Source organism: Bradyrhizobium sp. T-1 (genome assembly GCF_053592855.1).
The window spans coordinates 5,547,343-5,564,442 of sequence record NZ_CM132115.1 but is presented as its reverse complement, the minus strand read 5'-3'; the positions used below and the strand labels follow the sequence as shown (position 1 = coordinate 5,564,442).

Sequence of the window (17,100 nt, the reverse complement as noted above, 5' to 3'; positions counted from 1 at the left end):
CGCTTCAAGATGGGCCTCTCTCCGTCGGAGAGAGGCCCGTTTTCTTGGGCAGGCCAAAACAAAAACCAGAAAACAACCCCATGCACAGTAGCCGGGGCCAGGTTTTTCAATGGCTTGCGCGATCCGCTCCAATGGCTTGCGCAAGTTCGCGGCGGCGTTGACCCGTCGGGCAAAACACCGGCATGATGCGATCGTTGCGGTCTCGTGGTTCAGGACGTGCCGTCAGGCAGTGCACGCCATGACGAAGCCATCCCGAGACGTCGATGGTTGGCCATACGCTTCGTCAAACGAAATTCACGCTCACAGGCCGAGATGAATCAGGACTGCCGGTCCGCGGCGCTGGCCAATCCGAACGCCGCTTTGGTCGTGATGGGCGGCATGGACTGGGTCTTGGTCCCGTTGCCGCCGGCGAGCCGATGGCGAAGTCGCTCCAGCGGCCTTTCTAGACCAACGACGATGAGACAAGACAGCAACAGGCTCATCGCGACCACGGCGGCATAATTGTCGCTGAGAAACTGAATGATCGGGACATGCACGAGGTAGACGGGATAGGAGAGCTCTCCGACAAACCGATCGATGGTGGCGTCCTTGAAGGCCGCGAAGGCAATCGGAACGACCGCCGCCGCCATGGTCGCCGCAACGAAGCTGTATTGTTCGGGAACGTTCAAGACAAAGCACTGTCCGAGCACGATCAAGCCTGCGATGGCGATCAGCGCCACGGGCCTTGATTTCGAGAGTGGTTGCATTTCGATTTGGTTGAATAAGCGGAAGCTCAGCATTCCCAACACAAAGAAAGGAAGCTCGAACGGGAAGAAGCGATAGAACCAGGGATCGTGATCCAGTCCGGCGCCATAGGCTGCGAGCCTTGCTCCGGTCAGGATGAGGGCGAGCGCACCCAATTGGAAGCTGCGAAGCCGCGCCAGAAAAGGCGCCAGCAGGTAAAAATACAGCTCCAGTGCCAGCGTCCACGACGGGCGCACGAGCAGATATGACGAAAGCTGAGGGGCAGTGGAATGAAAATTTGCGGTCAAGAATAGCTCGCCGCGATCCACTCCGAGGAACAGCAACGTGTCCTGAAAAAAGATCAGGGTGTTGGATGCGAACAGCAGAATGGCCGGCTGCCATCCCAGATTGGCGATGTCGTGGAAGCCGTTCGCGGGCCACAGCGCGAAAGCAAGACCAGCCACGAGCCAATAGGTCGGGAAAATTCGAAAGGCCCGGCTGAGGTAGAACGCTCCTGGCGACGCGTATCGCTGCGACAGGACCATCTGCATGTAGAAGCCGGAAACAACGAAGAAGACTTCAACTGCCATGATCCCCGTCGTGAGACGAAGCCAGGGGAATGGCGGCAGCACATGGTCGCCGACGACAGCCAGCGCCAGGAGCAATCGCAAGAGTCCCATCAGTTCACACGATCAGACGCAGCACAGCGTCAAGCGTGATGGACGAGTTGCGACTAGCCATTTGCGGCCACTCCCTGCATTGCGGGAATGTTCGTGCCACAACAACTCTTAATGGAATCACAACAAGGGCGTGTGTTCCTGGATTGGAACACGCCGATTGATACAGGTTATTGTGGAACTTTAGCCCGCTGGCGCACCGTTCGGAAACGATGCGCCGCCTGTTGGCTCATGCCGCTTTCGCCTCGACATTGCTGATCCAGTCACGAGCCAACGTCACGTCGGCCTGCGACAATTGGTGTCCTGCCGGCAGCACCTTGTGCTCGACACGCGCGCCTGCTTCCGACAACAGCTCCGCAAGCTTTGCCGAATTGCTCGCCGGCACGATCGGGTCAGCTTGCCCGGACAGCAGCAGCACCGGCTTGCCGTCGAGCTCAGCTTTGGGCGGATCCGACAGCGGCACCATGGCACGCAGCAGGATCGCGCCTGCGAGCACGTCCGGCTTCAGCAGCAACAGCGCGGCCGCGATGTTGGCGCCGTTGGAGAAGCCGACCGCGATTGGCGCGGCGATGCCGTAGCGCTGCCGTGAATCCGCGACAAAATCGCCGAGCTCGAGCGCGCGCCGTCGCACGTCCTGCTCGTCGAACACGCCTTCTGCAAGACGGCGGAAAAAGCGCGGCATGCCATGTTCGAGCACGCGGCCGCGCGGCGAGAGCAGGGCGGAGCCGGGCGAGACCATCTTGCCGAGCCCGAGCAGGTCGTTCTCGTCGCCGCCGGTGCCGTGCAAAAGCAGGAGCGGAGGGGAGCCCGCGCTGGTCGCGGGCTCGAAACGATGAATGAACGAATTCTCGATCATGATGCGGTCTCTTCCAGGCTCGGCAGCACGCTTTCGATCTGCTTGCGATGCTGTTCGAGGAAAACAGGCAGCTTCAGGTCGCGTCCGAGTGTCGCAACGGGCTCGTCCACGGCGAAGCCGGGGATGTCGGTCGCGATCTCGAACAGCACGCCGCCGGGCTCGCGGAAGTAGATCGAGCGGAAGTAGTTGCGATCCCTCTGCTCGGTCGGATGCAGGCCGTGATTGCTCACGAGCTTTTGCGCCATCTGGCCCTGCTCGGCATCGTCAGCCGCGCGGAAGGCGATGTGATGGACGGAGCCGCCACCCTGATGGCCGCGCAGAAAGCCCTTGGCCTCGTAGATGTCGACGACGCTGCCTTGGACATCCCCCGGCGCCTTGAAGCGGATCACCGAGCCCTCGCGCCCGGTCTCCTTGAAGCCGAACACGTCGGTGAGAACGGCAGCCGTCTTTGCCGCGCTGTCGAGCAGCAAGGTCACGCCGTGGAAGCCGCGGATCGCATGCTCGGCCGGCACGTCGCCATTGCTCCAGCCGGGCTCGTTCTCGGCGCCGGGAATGCCGACGAGCGCAAGCGCCATACCGTCCGGGTCGGTGAACGGCAGCACGGACTCGCCGAAGCGCTTTTCCAGCGCTTCGTAAGGAATGCCCTTCTCGGTGAAGCGCTGGGTCCAGTAGCCGAGCGAGCGCTGTGGCACGCGGAAGGCAGTCTGATGGGTTTCGCCGACGCCGCGGCGCCCGGGGGACACGCCGGCCCAGGGGAAGAAGGTGAGGATGGTGCCGGGGCGGCCGGTCTCGTCGCCATAATAGAAGTGATAGGTGCCGGGATCGTCGAAATTGACCGTCTTCTTGACGAAGCGCAGGCCGAGATCCCTGGTGTAAAGGCCGAAATTGCGGATGGGGTCGCCGGCAATCGCGGTGACATGGTGCAGTCCAGACATTGTCGTCCTCCAGAATTCGGGGAGCGGTCTTGCTCTGGCCGGAAATATTGTTCCGCTTTGGATTGGAGACAATCCATGCAAATATGACGGCTATGTCTACGATTTGGAAACAATCGACGAGGCGGGCTCTTGGATAAGGTCGCCAGCCTCCGGGCCTTCGTGAAAGTGGTCGAAAGCGGCAGCTTTGCCGAAGCGGGGCGGCAGCTGCGGCTGTCGCGCTCGGCGATCAGCAAATACGTCGCCGACCTCGAAGAGAGCCTCGGCGTCCAGCTTTTGAACCGGACCACCCGCCATGCCAGCCCGACCGAGAACGGCCAACGCTATTTCGAGCGGGCAGTCGTGATCCTCTCGGAGATCGAGGCCGCCGATCAGGCGGTGACGCAGGCCCAGTCGGCGCCGCGCGGACTGTTGCGCGTCAATGCGCCGATGTCGTTCGGCACGATGCGGCTCGGGCCCGTGCTCGCAGACTTCATGGAAGCGTACCCGGAGCTTCAGCTCCAGATGGTGCTCAGCGACGATCTGCTCGATCCCGTCCAGGACGGATTTGACGTGACGCTGCGGATTGCCGAGCTGGAATCCTCCAGCCTGATCGCGCGGAAGATCGTGCCGGTCCCGCGCATGATCTGCGTTGCGCCCGATTACCTCGCGCGCCACGGCACGCCAAAGCATCCGCAGGACCTGCGCGAGCATGCCTCGCTCACTTACGGCTTTTTGCTCACCGGCAATCAGTGGAAGCTCACCGGCCGCGACGGCGATCACTGGATCCAGCCGGCCTGGTCGCTCTGCGTCAACAATGCCGAGGTGCTGCGCGATGTCGCGATCAAGGGCAGGGGGCTCGCGCTGCTGCCCGAGTTCATCGCCGCGGAGGCTCTCCGGAAAGGCGAGTTGCGGACGGTGCTGGACGACTATTCGGCGCCGCCGCTCGCGCTCTATGCGGTCTATCCGCCGACGCGGCACCTGTCGGTGAAGGTGCGGCTGTTCATTGATTTTCTGGTCGAGCGGTTTGGGCGTGAGGAGGAGACGCGCGTGGGGACACGCCGAGACCAGGGCGTGGACTCGTCACACGGAAGCTCTGTCTGACTGCTCCGAACGGCCACCAAGAAGTGAGTTGCGGCAGGCAACGTCCATACGGTGTGAAGGTGATCGGGCAACACCACGATTGCGTCGATCGTGAATGGATGGCGTTGGCGTGTCTCACGAAACGCCGCACGCAACATCTCCACATGCTCTGTCAGCAACGATAGCTTCCGCTCCGCCAGATTGACGGTGAAGAAGAAGGATCCACCCGGAACGAAGTTGCGGCGGTACGCAGTCATGGCGCGACGTTATCACGAAACAAGTGCGATGGGTTTCGCAAGGGCTCAACCCATCCTACAGACTCGGGTTCGGAGGGGCGCCCCTGACAGGGAAGCCGTGAGGCGCGTTGCGCCAGCCCGGCTTGTCGTCTTATTTCTTCCCGTCGAGAAACTCGCGCACCGCCTTGATGGTCGCTGCCGGATCCTCTTCCATCAGCCAGTGCCCGGCACCCGGAATCACGACCTCGGTGACATCGCTCGCCGCGTTTCGCATCACGACCGCTTCCATCTTGCCGAACGACTTCTCACCGCCGATGGCCAGCACAGGCATGGCTAGTTTGGTCGCGATCGCTTTCTTGTTGTCCTCAGCGTCGGTGCGGATTGCCCTGAACTGGGCGAAGGCCGCATGCATCGCGCCCGGCCGCGCATAGAGCTCTGCGTAATGACGGCGCGTTGCTTCGGTGACTTTTGAGGGCGTGCCGGCAAATTCATTCCAGAAGCGATCGAGGTAGATGCGCTCGCGACCTTTGACCAGCCGTTCCATGTCAGGGCCGCCGAAATCGAAATGCCAGAGCTGCGGGCTGCGGACGACCTCATCCCACGGCGGGACCCCGGGCACCGGGGCATCCATGACCACCAGCTTTTCGGTCAGGTCGCGATACCGGGCCGCGTAAGCGTAGGCCACCATGGTGCCGATGTCGTGTCCGACGACGACGGCCTTCTCGATGCCGAGCGACTGCAGAACGGCGCGCATATCGGCGGCCTGGCTCCATTTGTCGTAGCCGTTCTCGGGCTTGCCTGAGAGACCCATGCCGCGCAGGTCAGGCACGACCACGGTGTGATCGCGCGAAAGGTCAGCCCCGAGCCTGGCCCACATATCGCCGGTATCGCCAAAGCCGTGGATCAGGATCACGGCGGGCCCCTTGCCGCCGACGCGCACATGAATTTGCGTGCCGTTGGCCGGGATCGTCCTGGTCTGGAAGGTGGAAGGGAAGTGTTCGACCTCGGCGTGGGCGGCGGGGGCGAGGAGCATGAGGAGAATGGCGAGATGTCGTGCGCGCACGGGCGCCCCCTATGATTCCAGATTTCAGTGCGTAACCGTACGTTCCTGGGCTGACGCGAGCATATTGTCCAGCGCGCTCATCGACACCTCGCGAAGCGCGGCCAGATCGCGGGCTGCCTCTTGGTGCTCGGCTGATGACATCGAGGCCGCTCCAGCTCGATCTCGCGGCTGCGCTCGGACATGCGGGTGAAACGCACTACGGTTTGTCGAGGCGCCACGTGATGAGTCTGCTGATGCCTGGCGGGCCATCGAACAGCCACCAAGAAGCGCAAAAGCGGCCGAGGCGCTGCATCAGGCCTTTATAATTGGGGTCGCGTCGTTGCGTGTATTCGGCTGCAGTCGCGATTGGTGCCGTCTCTGGCCGTCTTTCAAATCAGGAGGTCGTGGGATGAATGCGCCGTAGCATGATGCGAAGTATTATTGTCGTGGCCCGTTGCGTGATCCTGCAAGGCAGGTAGGCCCGCGTTGAGAATTGCCCCCGATTCGACGTCAAGGTTGAGCAGCGCGGGCGGAACGTTGGTCGCCGTCAGCTCAACGACCGCAGTGAGAGGAGAAGGGGAAGCCGGACTATCGAAGTTGAATACCAGTTCTTGGACAGCTCCGGTCTCGGACGTCGCTGCAGCGGGAGGGGCCGGGGCATTCGTTTCGATCGGATTGGCCGCTACCGTGGAGCTTGCAGAACCGGGGTCTAAGGGCTGCACCGTGACGCTTGGTTCGGTCGGCCCGTTGGCTGCGGCTGTTTCCGAACCCGCGTCGGGAGCGTGCGGCGAATTGCCGTGCTCTGCGCTCTTGCCAGGTGCGGCGTCTGGTTCGGTCGGCCCGTTGGCTGTAACTGTGTCCGAGGCCGTGTCGGCGGCGTGCGGTGAATTCCCATTCGCGGCGCTATTGCCAGATGCGGCCTCTGGTTCAGTCGACCCGCTGGCTACAACTGTGTCCGAGGCCGTGTCGGCGGCGAGCGGCGAATTGCCATGCTCTGCGCTGTTGCCAGGCGCGGTGTCTGGTTCGGTCGACCCGTTGGCTACAACCGTGTCCGAGGCCGTGTCGGCGGCGAGCGGCGAATTGCCATGCTCTGCGCTCTTGCCAGATGCGGCCTCTGGTTCAGTCGACCCGCTGGCTACAACTGTGTCCGAGGCCACGTCGGGAGCGTGCTGCGAATTGCCATGCTCTGCGCTGTTGCCAGGCGCGGTGTCTGGTTCGGTCGGCCCGTTGGCTACAACCGTGTCCGAGGCCGCGTCGGGAGCGTGCGGTGAATTGCTGTGCTCTGCGCTTTTGCCGGGCGTGGTGTCCGGTTCGGCCGTTCCGCCGGCTGCGGCTGCGTCCGCGGCCGTCGCGGCAGCGTGCTGCGAATGACCGTTGTCTGCGCTGTTGCCGGGCGCGGCGTCAGCTTCGGTCGGCCCACTGGCTGCGGCTGTGTCCGAGATCGCCGCGGCAGCGTGCTGCGAATGACCGTTGTCTGCGCTCTTGCCGGGTGTGGCGTCCGGTTCGGCCGTTCCGCTGGCTGCGGCTGTGTCCGAGATCGCCGCGGCAGCGTGCTGTGAATGACCGTTCTCTGCACTCTTGCCGGGTGTGGTGTCCGGTTCGGCCGTTCCGCTGGCTGCGGCTGTGTCCGCGGCCGCCGCGGCAGCGTGCTGTGAATGACCGTTCTCTGCACTCTTGCCGGGTGTGGCGTCCGGTTCGGCCGTTCCGCTGGCTGCGGCTGCGTCCGAGGCCGCCGCGGCAGCGTGCTGCGAATGACCGTTCGCTGCGCTCTTGCCGGGTGTGGTGTCCGGTTCGGCCGTTCCGCTGGCTGCGGCTGTGTCCGAGATCGCCGAGGCAGCGTGCTGCGAATGACCGTTGTCTGCGCTCTTGCCGGGTGTGGTGTCCGGTTCGGCCGTTCCGCTGGCTGCGGCTGCGTCCGAGGCCGCCGCGGCAGCGTGCTGTGAATGACCGTTGTCTGCGCTCTTGCCGGGCGCGGCGTCCGGTTCGGCCGTTCCGCTGGCTGCGGTTGTGTCCGCGGCCGTCGCGGCAGCGTGCTGCGAATGACCGTTGTCTGCGCTCTTGCCGGGCGTGGTGTCAGCTTCGGTCGGCCCACTGGCTGCGGCTGCGTCCGCGGCCGCCGCGGCAGCGTGCTGCGAATGACCGTTCGCTGCGCTCTTGCCGGGTGTGGTGTCCGGTTCGGCCGTTCCGCTGGCTGCGGCGGTGTCCGCGGCCGCTTCGGTAGCGTGCTGCGAATGACCGTTCTCTGCGCTCTTGCCGGGTGTGGTGTCTGGTTCGGCCGTTCCGCTGACTGCGGCTATATCTGAGGCCGCCGCGGCAGCGTGCTGCGAATGACCATTCTCCGCGCTCTTGCCGGGTGTGGTGTCCGGTTCGGCCGTTCCGCTGGCTGCGGCTGTGTCCGAGATCGCCGAGGCAGCGTGCTGCGAATGACCGTTCTCTGCGCTCTTGCCGGGTGTGGGGTCTGGTTCGGCCGGTTCGTTGGTTGCGGCTGGGTCCGAGGCCGCCGCGGCGGCGTGCTGCGAATGACCGTTCTCCGCGCTCTTGCCGGGTGTGGTGTCCGGTTCGGCCGTTCCGCCGGTTGGGTCTGTGACTAAGGCCGCCGCGGCAGCGTGCTGCGAATGACCATTCTCTGCGCTCTTGCCGGGTGCTGTGCCTGCTTCAGTCGATCCGCTGGCTGCGGCTGCGTCCGAGGCGGTCTCGGAAGCGTGCTCTGAATTGCGATGCTCTTCGCTCTTGCCGGGTGTGGGGTCTGGTTCGGCCGCTCCGCTGGCTGCGGCGGTGTCCGCGGCCGTCTCGTCAGCGTGTTGCGAATGACCATTCTCTGCGCTCTTGCCAGGTGCGGCGCTAGATTGGGCCGGCGCGGCAACTGCCGCTGCCGGGGCAAACGCCAAAACTGCAGGTTCAGCGGATGCCTGCGCTTTGCCATGATCCGTCGACGAACCGCTGTTGTTGGTATTGAGAGCTTCCTTCTTCGATGTGAGACTGTCTTCGAAAAGGCTTGTTATCTTGGTACCAGCAAGTCCGGTCGATGAAACGGGAACTGGGGCGCCAGCTGGGTCGTCGATGTCTTGCTGGGCCGCAGCAGAATCGTCACTTGAACTTATGCGCTTCGCCGAAACGTCGGAATCGCTGCGGTCGCGCCCGAAGTGAAATCTCAAGTCGTCGTCGGCAGGCATGCTCCAGACACCAGCCGCCCCGTCTGCGCTCTCGCTTGCCCCGGCTTGAATAGAGGCATGGGCGGTGTTCGTCGTCAGAAAGTCTGCGTCGCTTGCGATCGACGTGGCATCGATACCATGCAAGGCCGCAGCAACAGCCGTGGCTTGCGAACCGAAGATGGAATCCAAGTCTGCGGCGGAAACAAAACCCTGAATATGAACTTCCTGCAGGCCGGCATCCCCGATGTTCAGGCTGCGATCGGTTGAATTCACATACACGATGGTTTCGTTACGCGCGGGATCGTAAATCCACGCCAGGGTATGGGGCGGCACTGACTGGTTTGCTGACGTCAAGTGCAGGACCGCCAGAGGGCCAAAGGCTGCCAGGTTGATCGTGTTCGCCCACGACGTCGCTTTCGCGGCGCCATCTCTGGCCGCGACCATCGCAGTGTCGGCCAGCACTTCGCTCGAACCAGATGCGTGTGCCGCAGCGTGGGCGCTCTCCAGTCCATAGATCCACGCGCCGGCCAGCATCGTGAAAATACCAAAGCCGGCCTGGCCTTTTGTGGGATTGGAGCCGGGCGGCAGCAGAGCGGATTGCTGCTGCGCTGCGGGGCCTGCGATCGGGCCATTATCGATCGCTCGCAAGGATGGAGAAATAGAAGGTGGGGGAGTGCTGGATCCAATCGGACCGTCGCTTCTTTGGAGAATGGACGGGACGCTCTGCTGAGCCGCCCCAAACGTTTCCGCTGTTGCTGCCGAGGATGCCCCTTGGCCCGTCTCATCGGCAGGGCCTCTCGGGGAAGCCAGGATCTTCTCGCCGGCATCGGCGGTGTGCTGGACGATTGCTTGCTTCAGTTTGGACTCAGCGTGCTCGAGCCCAGCGTCGGCATTCCATGCGGTGCTGTCGTCATCCCCCGAGGAGTCCTTCCTGCTCGCTGCCTCGGCGTCGTCCAAGATTGCGAAGGCAAGTGCGGCGAGGAAGAGCGCGCCGAAGCCGGCCGATCGTTGCAACAACGCAATCGTCGCGAGCACGGTCCTGTTATTGACCGCAAGCTTCTGGAATATGTTGTGGAGGTGGACCTTTACCGTGCCGTGGGAAAGGTGCAGTTGCCGCGCAATCTCCTTGTTCGACAGGCCATCGGATACAAGTCGTACAATTTCGCGCTCCCGCTGAGTTAGCAATCCCAGCATCTTTTCCAGCTTGGCGCTGTCGGATTCCTTTCCGGTTGGCGATCGATCCGGGTGCGGTTCCGGCGCCGCAACACGCGCCGCTATCATCCTCAGAGATCCCAGCACGGCACCGGGATTCTCGGACTTGGAAATTGCACTGCAGGCGCCGGCTGCAACAGCCGATGCGAGCTCGTCGTCGTTTTCGTAATCGGTGAAGAACACCAGCCGCGTGGCCAGGCTTTCGGTTTTCGCAACTGCGAGGATTTCGGCGACGGTCAGGCGGGGCAGGGAGTCGGAAAGAAGCGCGACGTCCGGCGCGAAATTCCGAACTGCCTCGAGGAAACTTGTCCCATCGCTGCAGGACGCGACGATCTCGAAGTCATGCTGCGTCGCAAATAAAGATATGAGCCCCTGCAGGACGATCGGCTGCCGATCAGCGATCACTATCCGGATACAGTGCCGGAATGATCCTTCATCTTTGAACCGCTTGAGCATGAGCTAAACCTCGTCTCGGGGTTCTATGTCCTCCGGCATATGGCTGGGGCCGGGGCGTTCAATTAATATCTTTATAATGGATTAAAATAGAGGCCTTTTGGCCAATCCTTTTTAACCATTAACCGGGGAGCCGCCTAGTCCTCCATTAGTCATCGCAGGAGTATTATGATGATTTTCAATCGGGCCTTAGTTGCAGGTACGATCTTCGCAGGGGCCGTCTTTTTTGCTGGATGCGCCAACGCAGCGCCCATCGTCAATGTCACAGGCAATCTCGACGTTCAAATCGGCCCGAGCAGTGCGTTGACCGAGCAAAAGATCTATTTCGACGCCGCCCTCTCCACGGACATCACAGGCCATGTCGGTAGTCAGACCGGAACACCGTTGGTGTCCTTCACCAGTCCGTCCGTCGTCGACGCCAAGAACGGCTTCGCCTCCATTGATTTCTCCCAATCGCTGTACCACGATCTCACGATTACGATCGCGAAGGGCTTCACGTTTACCGATGTTGTTTTCGACATTCTGAGCCCTGACCCGTTCACGATCACTGCTTCGAACGGCGGCACTGCCAGCCTTAGCAACCTCAAGAATGGCCTGAACGAATTTACGGCATTCTCGATCAACGGCACCAACCTGACCTTCGTCACTCTTCACTCAACTACCGGCTTCTCGCAGATCAAGCAGTTCGAGCTGTCGGGCGTGAGTGCCGTTACCGCAGTTCCCGAGCCGACGACTTGGGCGATGATGATCCTGGGCTTCGCCGGCGTGGGCTTCCTGGCGTATCGCCGGCGCTCGGACGGAGCAACACTTCGCATCGTCTGAACGCAGTCCGGCAAGTTTTGGTCATCGGGAAGGCCGCCCTCAGGCGGCTTTCCATGCCAAGAACAGCGAGGGCGCACCGTGGATGAACGAAGCCTGATGGAAATGGCTGTCGATGAGCTTTGGGATCTGCATCAGAGCATCGTGGCCATACTAGCATCGAAACTGGAAAGTCAGAGAACCGAGCTCGACAGGCGGCTGGCTCAGTTGCAGGCAAATGCCGTGCGGGTCCAGGGAAGCGAATATTCCCGGCGTCCCTATCCTGCAGTGACACCAAAGTTCCGCAATCCGGCTCGACCCGACCAAACCTGGAGTGGCCGAGGCAAACGACCACGCTGGGTCACCGAGCTCTTGGATGCAGGCATGAGCATTCGCGATTTTCAGATCCGCGAAGTGGAAGTGACTGCGCCTCACGTCTAAACGGTCGACGTCGAATGGACGCAGGGGAATGGATCAAGATAATCGATCGCAGGAACTGGACCAAATCAGGCTGGCGCTGGCGGTGTTGTCCGTGCAGTTGGACGCATTGGCCGCTCGAAAAGACCGCAACGCCATCGCACCATCTGATGGAGCTGCTGAGGCTGATGAAGTTGCCGGGAAGGTCGACCAAAGCTTTGCTTTGCGAGCCGTGCTTGCCATGAGGCACTGCAGCACGCTGCAGAACGAATACTGATACTTCTGAAATGGCAAAGTCGTGGCGCTCGTCCTGTCTGGCGATGACGACATGTCGGTGAAGATCATGTCCTTCGACCCGTTGGCCGCCGCGGTCGATTGGCTCGATGCCTATCGCGCTGGCGATGTTGAAGCAATTCTGGAGATGTGCGCGGAAAATGCCGTGGTTCATTGTGACTGCGGCGGCGCGAAGACCTTGACCGGCAAGGAAGCCCTCCGCGCACATTGGGTTGACCGTCTCCGGGAAGATCCCGCCTCGGGTCTCGACGATCTTCGACCCTCGCACGACGGAGCAGCGATCTCGTACGTCACGAGCACCGGTGTCATAAGTGCGGTCCTCGTGTTCGACCATGCCGGCAAGATCAAGACCTTCAATTGCGGCCCTTCGCACTAGCGCTCGGGACAACCCAAGCCAAAGCGCTCGCGGCGTCTCGGGGGCTAGCTGACCGGGCGCGGCTCGGTGGGCGCAAGCAGTTCGTCCAGCGCGCCCATCGAGGCCTCGCGAAGCGCGGCGAGCTCGCGCGCTGCATCCTGGCATTCGTGGGGTGACATCGTCGGTGCCGTCAGCTCGATGTCACGGCAGCGTTCGAACAGCCGGACCAGGCCGAGCGCGCTCGCGGCGCTGCCGAGCTGGTGCGCGGATCGCGCAACCTGCTTGTGATCGCCGCTCGAGGCCGCCGCAGTGATGTCGGCGATCAGCCATTGGCCGGTCTGGTCCAGCAGATCATGAAGCTTGGTGATTTGCGCGGCGCCGAGCAACTCCTTCTGGTCGTCGAGGAAGTAGCGGTCGATCAACGCGCCGGTTTCGAGCGGCGCGTCGGCGGCGCCGTGTTCGGGCTCGTCCTCGATCGCCTCGCGAAGGGCACCGATCAGGATCGGCTTGCCGACGACCTTGGTGATGCCCGCGGCCGTGAGCCGTTCGCGGGTGCCGCGCGACACGTCGGCAGTCACGACGATGATCCGCGGCATCGGCTGCAGCGGGAGCCGTCGAATGCGCGCGGCCGCCTCCACACCATCCATGTCGGGCATGTGCAGATCCATCAGGATGATTTCGAACGCCTGGTCGCGGGCAAGCGCGACCGCCTCCGCGCCGTTCCTTGCGATCACGGCGCGGTGGCCGAGCCGTTGCAGGATCGCTTCGCCGACCTCGCAATTGATCGGATCGTCGTCGACCAGCAGCACGCGAAGCTGCCGCGATGGCAGCGGCAGCGCTCCTTGCGCGATGCCGTTGGCCGCTTGACCGAGCGGAACGAGCAGCGTGAACACGCTGCCTGCGCCCGGCGTGCTCTCCACCGTGAGCTCGCCGCGCATCAGCCGGGTGAGGCGGCGTGCGATCGCAAGTCCGAGGCCGGTGCCGCCGAACCGCCGCGCGATGCTGTCGTCGGCCTGCACGAAGTCCTCAAAAATCCGCTCGTGCATGTCGGGCGCGATGCCGATGCCGGTGTCACGCACGGTGATGCCGAGGCGCAAATGGTCGCCGTGCCGCTCGGCCGTCGCCTTCAGCGCGATCCCGCCGCTCGGCGTGAACTTGATGGCGTTGCCGATCAGGTTGAGCAGGATGCGATTGAGCCGCACGGGATCGCCGTGCACGGAGATGTTGACCGTCGCGTCGCGGTCGAGGTCGAAGGTCAGTCCCTTGCCGAAGGCCTGTGGACGCATCAGATCGGCAGCCGTCTCGATCAGCTGGCCGAGGCGGAAGTCGCGCGTCTCCAGCGCCTCAGTGCTGGCTTCCAGGCGCGCATATTCGAGAATGGCGTCGACCAGCGCGATCAGCGTTTCCCCCGACGCCGCCGCGGTCGCGAGGTGGCGGCGCTGCAGCTCACTGAGCTTGCCGTCGTCAAGCAGCTGCAGCACCCCCATGACGCCGTTGAGTGGCGTGCGCAGCTCGTGGCTGACGACGGCAAGGAAGCGCGATTTGGTTTCGTTGGCCGCAACTGCTGCGCTGCGCGCGCGCTCGGCGGCATCGTGCTCGGCAAAGGCGTGATCGCGCGCCTTCTCGAGCTCGGAGGTGCGCTCGATCACCTTGCGCTCGAGTGTCGCGTAGGATTCGCGCAAATGAGCGGCCATCCGGTTGAACTGGTCGCCGAGCGCTTCCAGCTCGTCGCCGGTCCGGATCGAAAGCCGCAATTCGAGGTCGCCGCTGCCGATCCGCCGTGCGCCCTGGCTCAACATCTGGATCGGCACCGTCATCCGGCGGCTGATCCAGAGCGACACCAGGGCAGCGAAAGCCAGGAGAAGGATCAGCAGCAGCGTCGACCGTCCGATCGAAGCGTAGATCGGTGCGTAGGCTTCGCTGAGCGGAAGCTCGACGAAGACCAGCCAGCCGAGCGAGGGAACCGTCGCATAGGTCGATAGCACCCGCTGACCCGAAAAATCCTCCTTGACGAGGCCGCCGGAGGGCGGCCCGACGCCGTCGAGCGCGGCGCGCACGTCCGGATGCCCGGAGAGATCGCTCCGTTGCAGCGCCGGCCACAAATCGGGATGCGCGATCAGCACGCCCATGCGATCGACCACATAGGCCTTGCCGGTGTTGCCGACCCTGATCCCGGCGACGAGGTCCCAGATGAACCGCAGATTGACCTCGGCAACGATCACGTTGGGCTCGCGGCCGGCCCCGCGGGTCGCGAGCGTCATGAAGGGCTCGGTGTCGCCGAAGAAGTAGACCGGTCCGTAATAGGCCCGGCTTTCATTGGCGCCGCGGAAGGCAGGCGAGGCGGACAGATCGGCGTTGCTGCCGATCCTGTCCGCGACGCGGCGCGACACGCGCACTCGCTCGCGGCCCTGTGCATCGAGCTCGGTCAGCTCGGCGATCGCGGGCGAGAGGCGCAGCAGGCGGATGGCGTTGAGACGATCGTCTTCGTTGGTCGACAGCTCCGCGGGCAGGCGCGAGAGCCATCTGATCTGGTTTTCGATCTGACCGATGAACTGGCCGATCTGAATGGCTGCGCTCGCGGCCTGCTCGCGCTGGGTCGCCGCGAGAAGCTGCTTCTGCTCGCGATAGGAGAACCAGACGTCGAAGGCAGTGTTGATCGCCAGCGCCGCGAAGGCGAGGGCGACGATCGAGTAGAGATACTTGCGGAACAGCCTGCCCGGAGGCGTCCGCAAATCTCCCTGGTCGGTCGTCTCGTTCACTCGCGGATCTCGTCGGCGCGGGCGAGCAGCGTGAACGGGATCGTCAATCCAAGCGCCTTGGCGACGGTGCGGTTGATCAACAGCTCGTATTTGCGCGGCGATTGCACCGGGAGATCGCCGGCCCTGGTGCCGCGCAGGATGAGATCGACGTAATCGGCCGATCTGACCTCCAACGTCGGCCCGTAGCTCATCAGCCCGCCCGCGTCGATGAAGTAGTGGAACGGATAGATCATGGGCACGCGATACTTCGCCGTTGCCGCGATGATCGCCTGGCGGTTCGCCACCAGGAAGCTGTCGACGAGCGAGATCATCGCCGCCTTGGGGGGCTTGGCGAAGCGGCCGATCGTGCCGTCGATTTCGGCGGCCGTGCCGACCGGCGCCTGGACGACGGTCAGGCCCGAAACGCCTGCCTCCTGCTCGATGGAGTCGAGGTAGTAGCGCCCGCCACGAGGGGTGCTCACCGGATTGAACAGGACGCCGATGCGTTCGATATCCGGCACGGCCTCCTTGATCAGCTGGAGCCATTTGCCGCCCATCTCGGCGGTGCTGCTGGTGAAGCCGGTGACGTTGCCGCCGGGGTGCGCGAGGCTTTGAACGAAGCCGTTGCCAATCGGATCGTTGGATGTCGCGAAAACGATCGGGATGGTCTTGGTGGCCGCTATGACGGCCGCAGTTTCGACAGTCGAGCCGGTCAGGATGACGTCCGGCTTGAGATCGATGAGCTCCTGCACCGCGATCTTTATCTTGTCCGGTCCGCCGAAACTGGAGCGGATCTCGAAACGGTAGTTCACCCCTTCGACCCAGCCGCGCTGCCGCAAGCCCGCGATGAGCCCGCCGAGCCGCGTGGTTGCAGCTTCGGTCATGCTCCGCTTGGTCAGCTCGTCGTCGAGCGAGAGGCTGGTGATCGTGGCGACGATTCGCATGCGATCCGGCGTTGAGCCCAGCGCAAGAAATCCCGCGGCGGTTGCGCCCGCAAGGCGAATGAAATCGCGGCGGGCGACCGCCGGCACAACGCGGGCAGAAGCTGGCCGTTCAATCATGAAATGTTTCGCAAAAATTGCCTCTGTCCCTGTGCATAACGCGAAAGCCTGGCGACCACAATTGAGGAAAAAACCCGGCCTGTGAATGTTCATTCGCAGCCATGCGCAGCCCGATACCGTATTGCTACGAGAATCGCTGTTTCGATCGATGTCTGCTCCGAGACGCTTTGCATGGCCTTCCGGCATCGCAACATTTTCCGTCTCGGTTGCGGTGACGGATCGGGGAGGCCGATCCAGTAACTGCCGATTTTTGAGCCGTTGTTTCAGGTTTGTTTCGAAGGTCTACGATGCGCAAAATCTACCTCGTCCCGGCCCTTGTCGGCCTTCTCACCAACGTTGCGGCCGGGCCGCTGGCGGCACAAGGCACCCAGCAGGGTGTAGCGCCCAAGCAGAAGGCCGCGCCGGCGCCGAAGGCGGTCGCGGCAGGGCCGTCGCCGGCCGCCGCCGCTCCGGCTGCTGCGGCACCCGCAGCAGCGGGCGAAGCAACCGCCGCTGACGACAAGACCAAGGCAATCGACGGCTTCCGCTCCGCCAGGTTCGGCATGAACGAGACCGACGTGCGCGCGGCGATCACCAAGGACTTCAACCCGAAGGCCGACGCGGTCAAGTCGCAGGACAACCCGTCCGAGCTGACCCACAGCGTGCTGCTCTCTGTTCCGGAACTGCTGCCGAACGGCGGCACCGCCGAGCTCTCCTATGTGTTCGGCTACAAGTCCAAGTCGCTGATCCAGATCGGCGCAGTCTGGTCCAAAGGCACGGATCCGGCACTGACGGCGGAGAAGCTGTTCTCCAACGCCAATATCCTGCGCGCGCACTTCCTCAGCGAAGGGTTCAAGCCCGACTCCATCGCGGTCAACATGCCCGTCAACGGCGGCATCGTGATGTTCCGTGGCAGCGACGCCAAGGATCGTTCGGTGATCCTGTTGCTCCAGGGCACGTTCGAGAACAAGGAGAACAACCAGCGCGTGCTCACGCCGACGAGCCTGCTGCTGTTCTACGTGGCCGATGCCAAGAGCCCCGACGTCTTCAAGCTTCCGCCGGGCCAGTTCTGATCACGGACGATCTCACGCCATTCTCCCACCCGGTTGTGGA

The 17,100-nt window shown here is 63.3% G+C and carries 13 protein-coding genes and 1 pseudogene; 6 read left to right on the top strand and 8 right to left on the bottom strand.

The annotated features are described in order from the left end of the window. Positions 1-317: 317 nt before the first annotated feature. From ACWAT4_RS26850 to ACWAT4_RS26840, 3 genes are all read right to left on the bottom strand, one after another. Positions 318-1,388, bottom strand: coding sequence for an acyltransferase family protein (locus ACWAT4_RS26850; protein WP_449728501.1), 1,071 nt, complete (start codon positions 1,386-1,388; stop codon positions 318-320). A gap of 241 nt (positions 1,389-1,629) precedes the next feature. After that, positions 1,630-2,256: an alpha/beta hydrolase gene (locus ACWAT4_RS26845; RefSeq protein WP_449728500.1), complete on the bottom strand. Its 627-nt coding sequence runs from the start codon at positions 2,254-2,256 to the stop codon at positions 1,630-1,632. Continuing rightward, positions 2,253-3,191 (bottom strand): ring-cleaving dioxygenase, encoded by a 939-nt coding sequence (locus tag ACWAT4_RS26840; RefSeq protein ID WP_449728499.1) that lies wholly within the window; start codon positions 3,189-3,191, stop codon positions 2,253-2,255. Before ACWAT4_RS26840 ends, ACWAT4_RS26845 begins: the two co-directional genes overlap by 4 nt. A gap of 129 nt (positions 3,192-3,320) precedes the next feature. On the opposite strand from ACWAT4_RS26840, the gene ACWAT4_RS26835 reads away from it, so the two are divergent. Then, positions 3,321-4,271 (top strand): LysR family transcriptional regulator, encoded by a 951-nt coding sequence (locus ACWAT4_RS26835; protein ID WP_449728498.1) that lies wholly within the window; start codon positions 3,321-3,323, stop codon positions 4,269-4,271. Positions 4,272-4,306: 35 nt separating this feature from the next. Here the strand turns inward: ACWAT4_RS26835 and ACWAT4_RS26830 are convergent. The 3 genes and pseudogenes from ACWAT4_RS26830 to ACWAT4_RS26820 form a co-directional block, all read right to left on the bottom strand. After that, positions 4,307-4,507 (bottom strand): annotated as a pseudogene (locus ACWAT4_RS26830) (transposase); the annotation flags it as partial. 130 nt (positions 4,508-4,637) lie between these two features. Beyond that, the gene (locus ACWAT4_RS26825; RefSeq protein WP_449731267.1) at positions 4,638-5,519 is read right to left on the bottom strand and encodes an alpha/beta fold hydrolase; all 882 of its coding nucleotides are present in this window, start codon (positions 5,517-5,519) and stop codon (positions 4,638-4,640) included. Between the two features lie 398 nt (positions 5,520-5,917). Next, positions 5,918-10,348, bottom strand: coding sequence for a LuxR C-terminal-related transcriptional regulator (locus tag ACWAT4_RS26820; protein WP_449728497.1), 4,431 nt, complete (start codon positions 10,346-10,348; stop codon positions 5,918-5,920). Between the two features lie 165 nt (positions 10,349-10,513). On the opposite strand from ACWAT4_RS26820, the gene ACWAT4_RS26815 reads away from it, so the two are divergent. The 4 genes from ACWAT4_RS26815 (at position 10,514) to ACWAT4_RS26800 (ending at position 12,230) form a co-directional block, all read left to right on the top strand. Continuing rightward, on the top strand, positions 10,514-11,167 hold the full coding sequence (locus ACWAT4_RS26815; RefSeq protein ID WP_212300528.1) for a PEPxxWA-CTERM sorting domain-containing protein: 654 nt from the start codon (positions 10,514-10,516) through the stop codon (positions 11,165-11,167). 78 nt (positions 11,168-11,245) lie between these two features. After that, positions 11,246-11,584 carry an H-NS histone family protein gene (locus ACWAT4_RS26810; protein ID WP_212300529.1) on the top strand — a complete coding sequence of 113 codons (339 nt, stop codon included), beginning with the start codon at positions 11,246-11,248 and terminating at the stop codon, positions 11,582-11,584. Between the two features lie 28 nt (positions 11,585-11,612). Then, positions 11,613-11,837, top strand: a complete 225-nt coding sequence (locus tag ACWAT4_RS26805; RefSeq protein WP_212300530.1) for a hypothetical protein — start codon at positions 11,613-11,615, stop codon at positions 11,835-11,837. 51 nt (positions 11,838-11,888) lie between these two features. Next, positions 11,889-12,230 carry a nuclear transport factor 2 family protein gene (locus tag ACWAT4_RS26800; RefSeq protein WP_249148787.1) on the top strand — a complete coding sequence of 114 codons (342 nt, stop codon included), beginning with the start codon at positions 11,889-11,891 and terminating at the stop codon, positions 12,228-12,230. Between the two features lie 44 nt (positions 12,231-12,274). Here the strand turns inward: ACWAT4_RS26800 and ACWAT4_RS26795 are convergent, their stop codons facing one another. Together ACWAT4_RS26795 and ACWAT4_RS26790 are read right to left on the bottom strand one after the other, a co-directional pair. Further along, entirely contained in the window at positions 12,275-14,968 is a 2,694-nt protein-coding gene (locus tag ACWAT4_RS26795; protein WP_449728496.1) for a hybrid sensor histidine kinase/response regulator, read from the bottom strand. After that, positions 14,965-16,008, bottom strand: a complete 1,044-nt coding sequence (locus ACWAT4_RS26790) for an ABC transporter substrate-binding protein (RefSeq protein ID WP_212444056.1) — start codon at positions 16,006-16,008, stop codon at positions 14,965-14,967. The genes ACWAT4_RS26795 and ACWAT4_RS26790 overlap by 4 nt, the downstream gene beginning before the upstream one ends. A 287-nt stretch (positions 16,009-16,295) precedes the next feature. Here ACWAT4_RS26790 and ACWAT4_RS26785 point away from each other — a divergent pair, with 287 nt between their 5' ends. Beyond that, positions 16,296-17,060, top strand: coding sequence for a hypothetical protein (locus tag ACWAT4_RS26785; protein ID WP_212300533.1), 765 nt, complete (start codon positions 16,296-16,298; stop codon positions 17,058-17,060). Positions 17,061-17,100 lie beyond the last annotated feature (40 nt).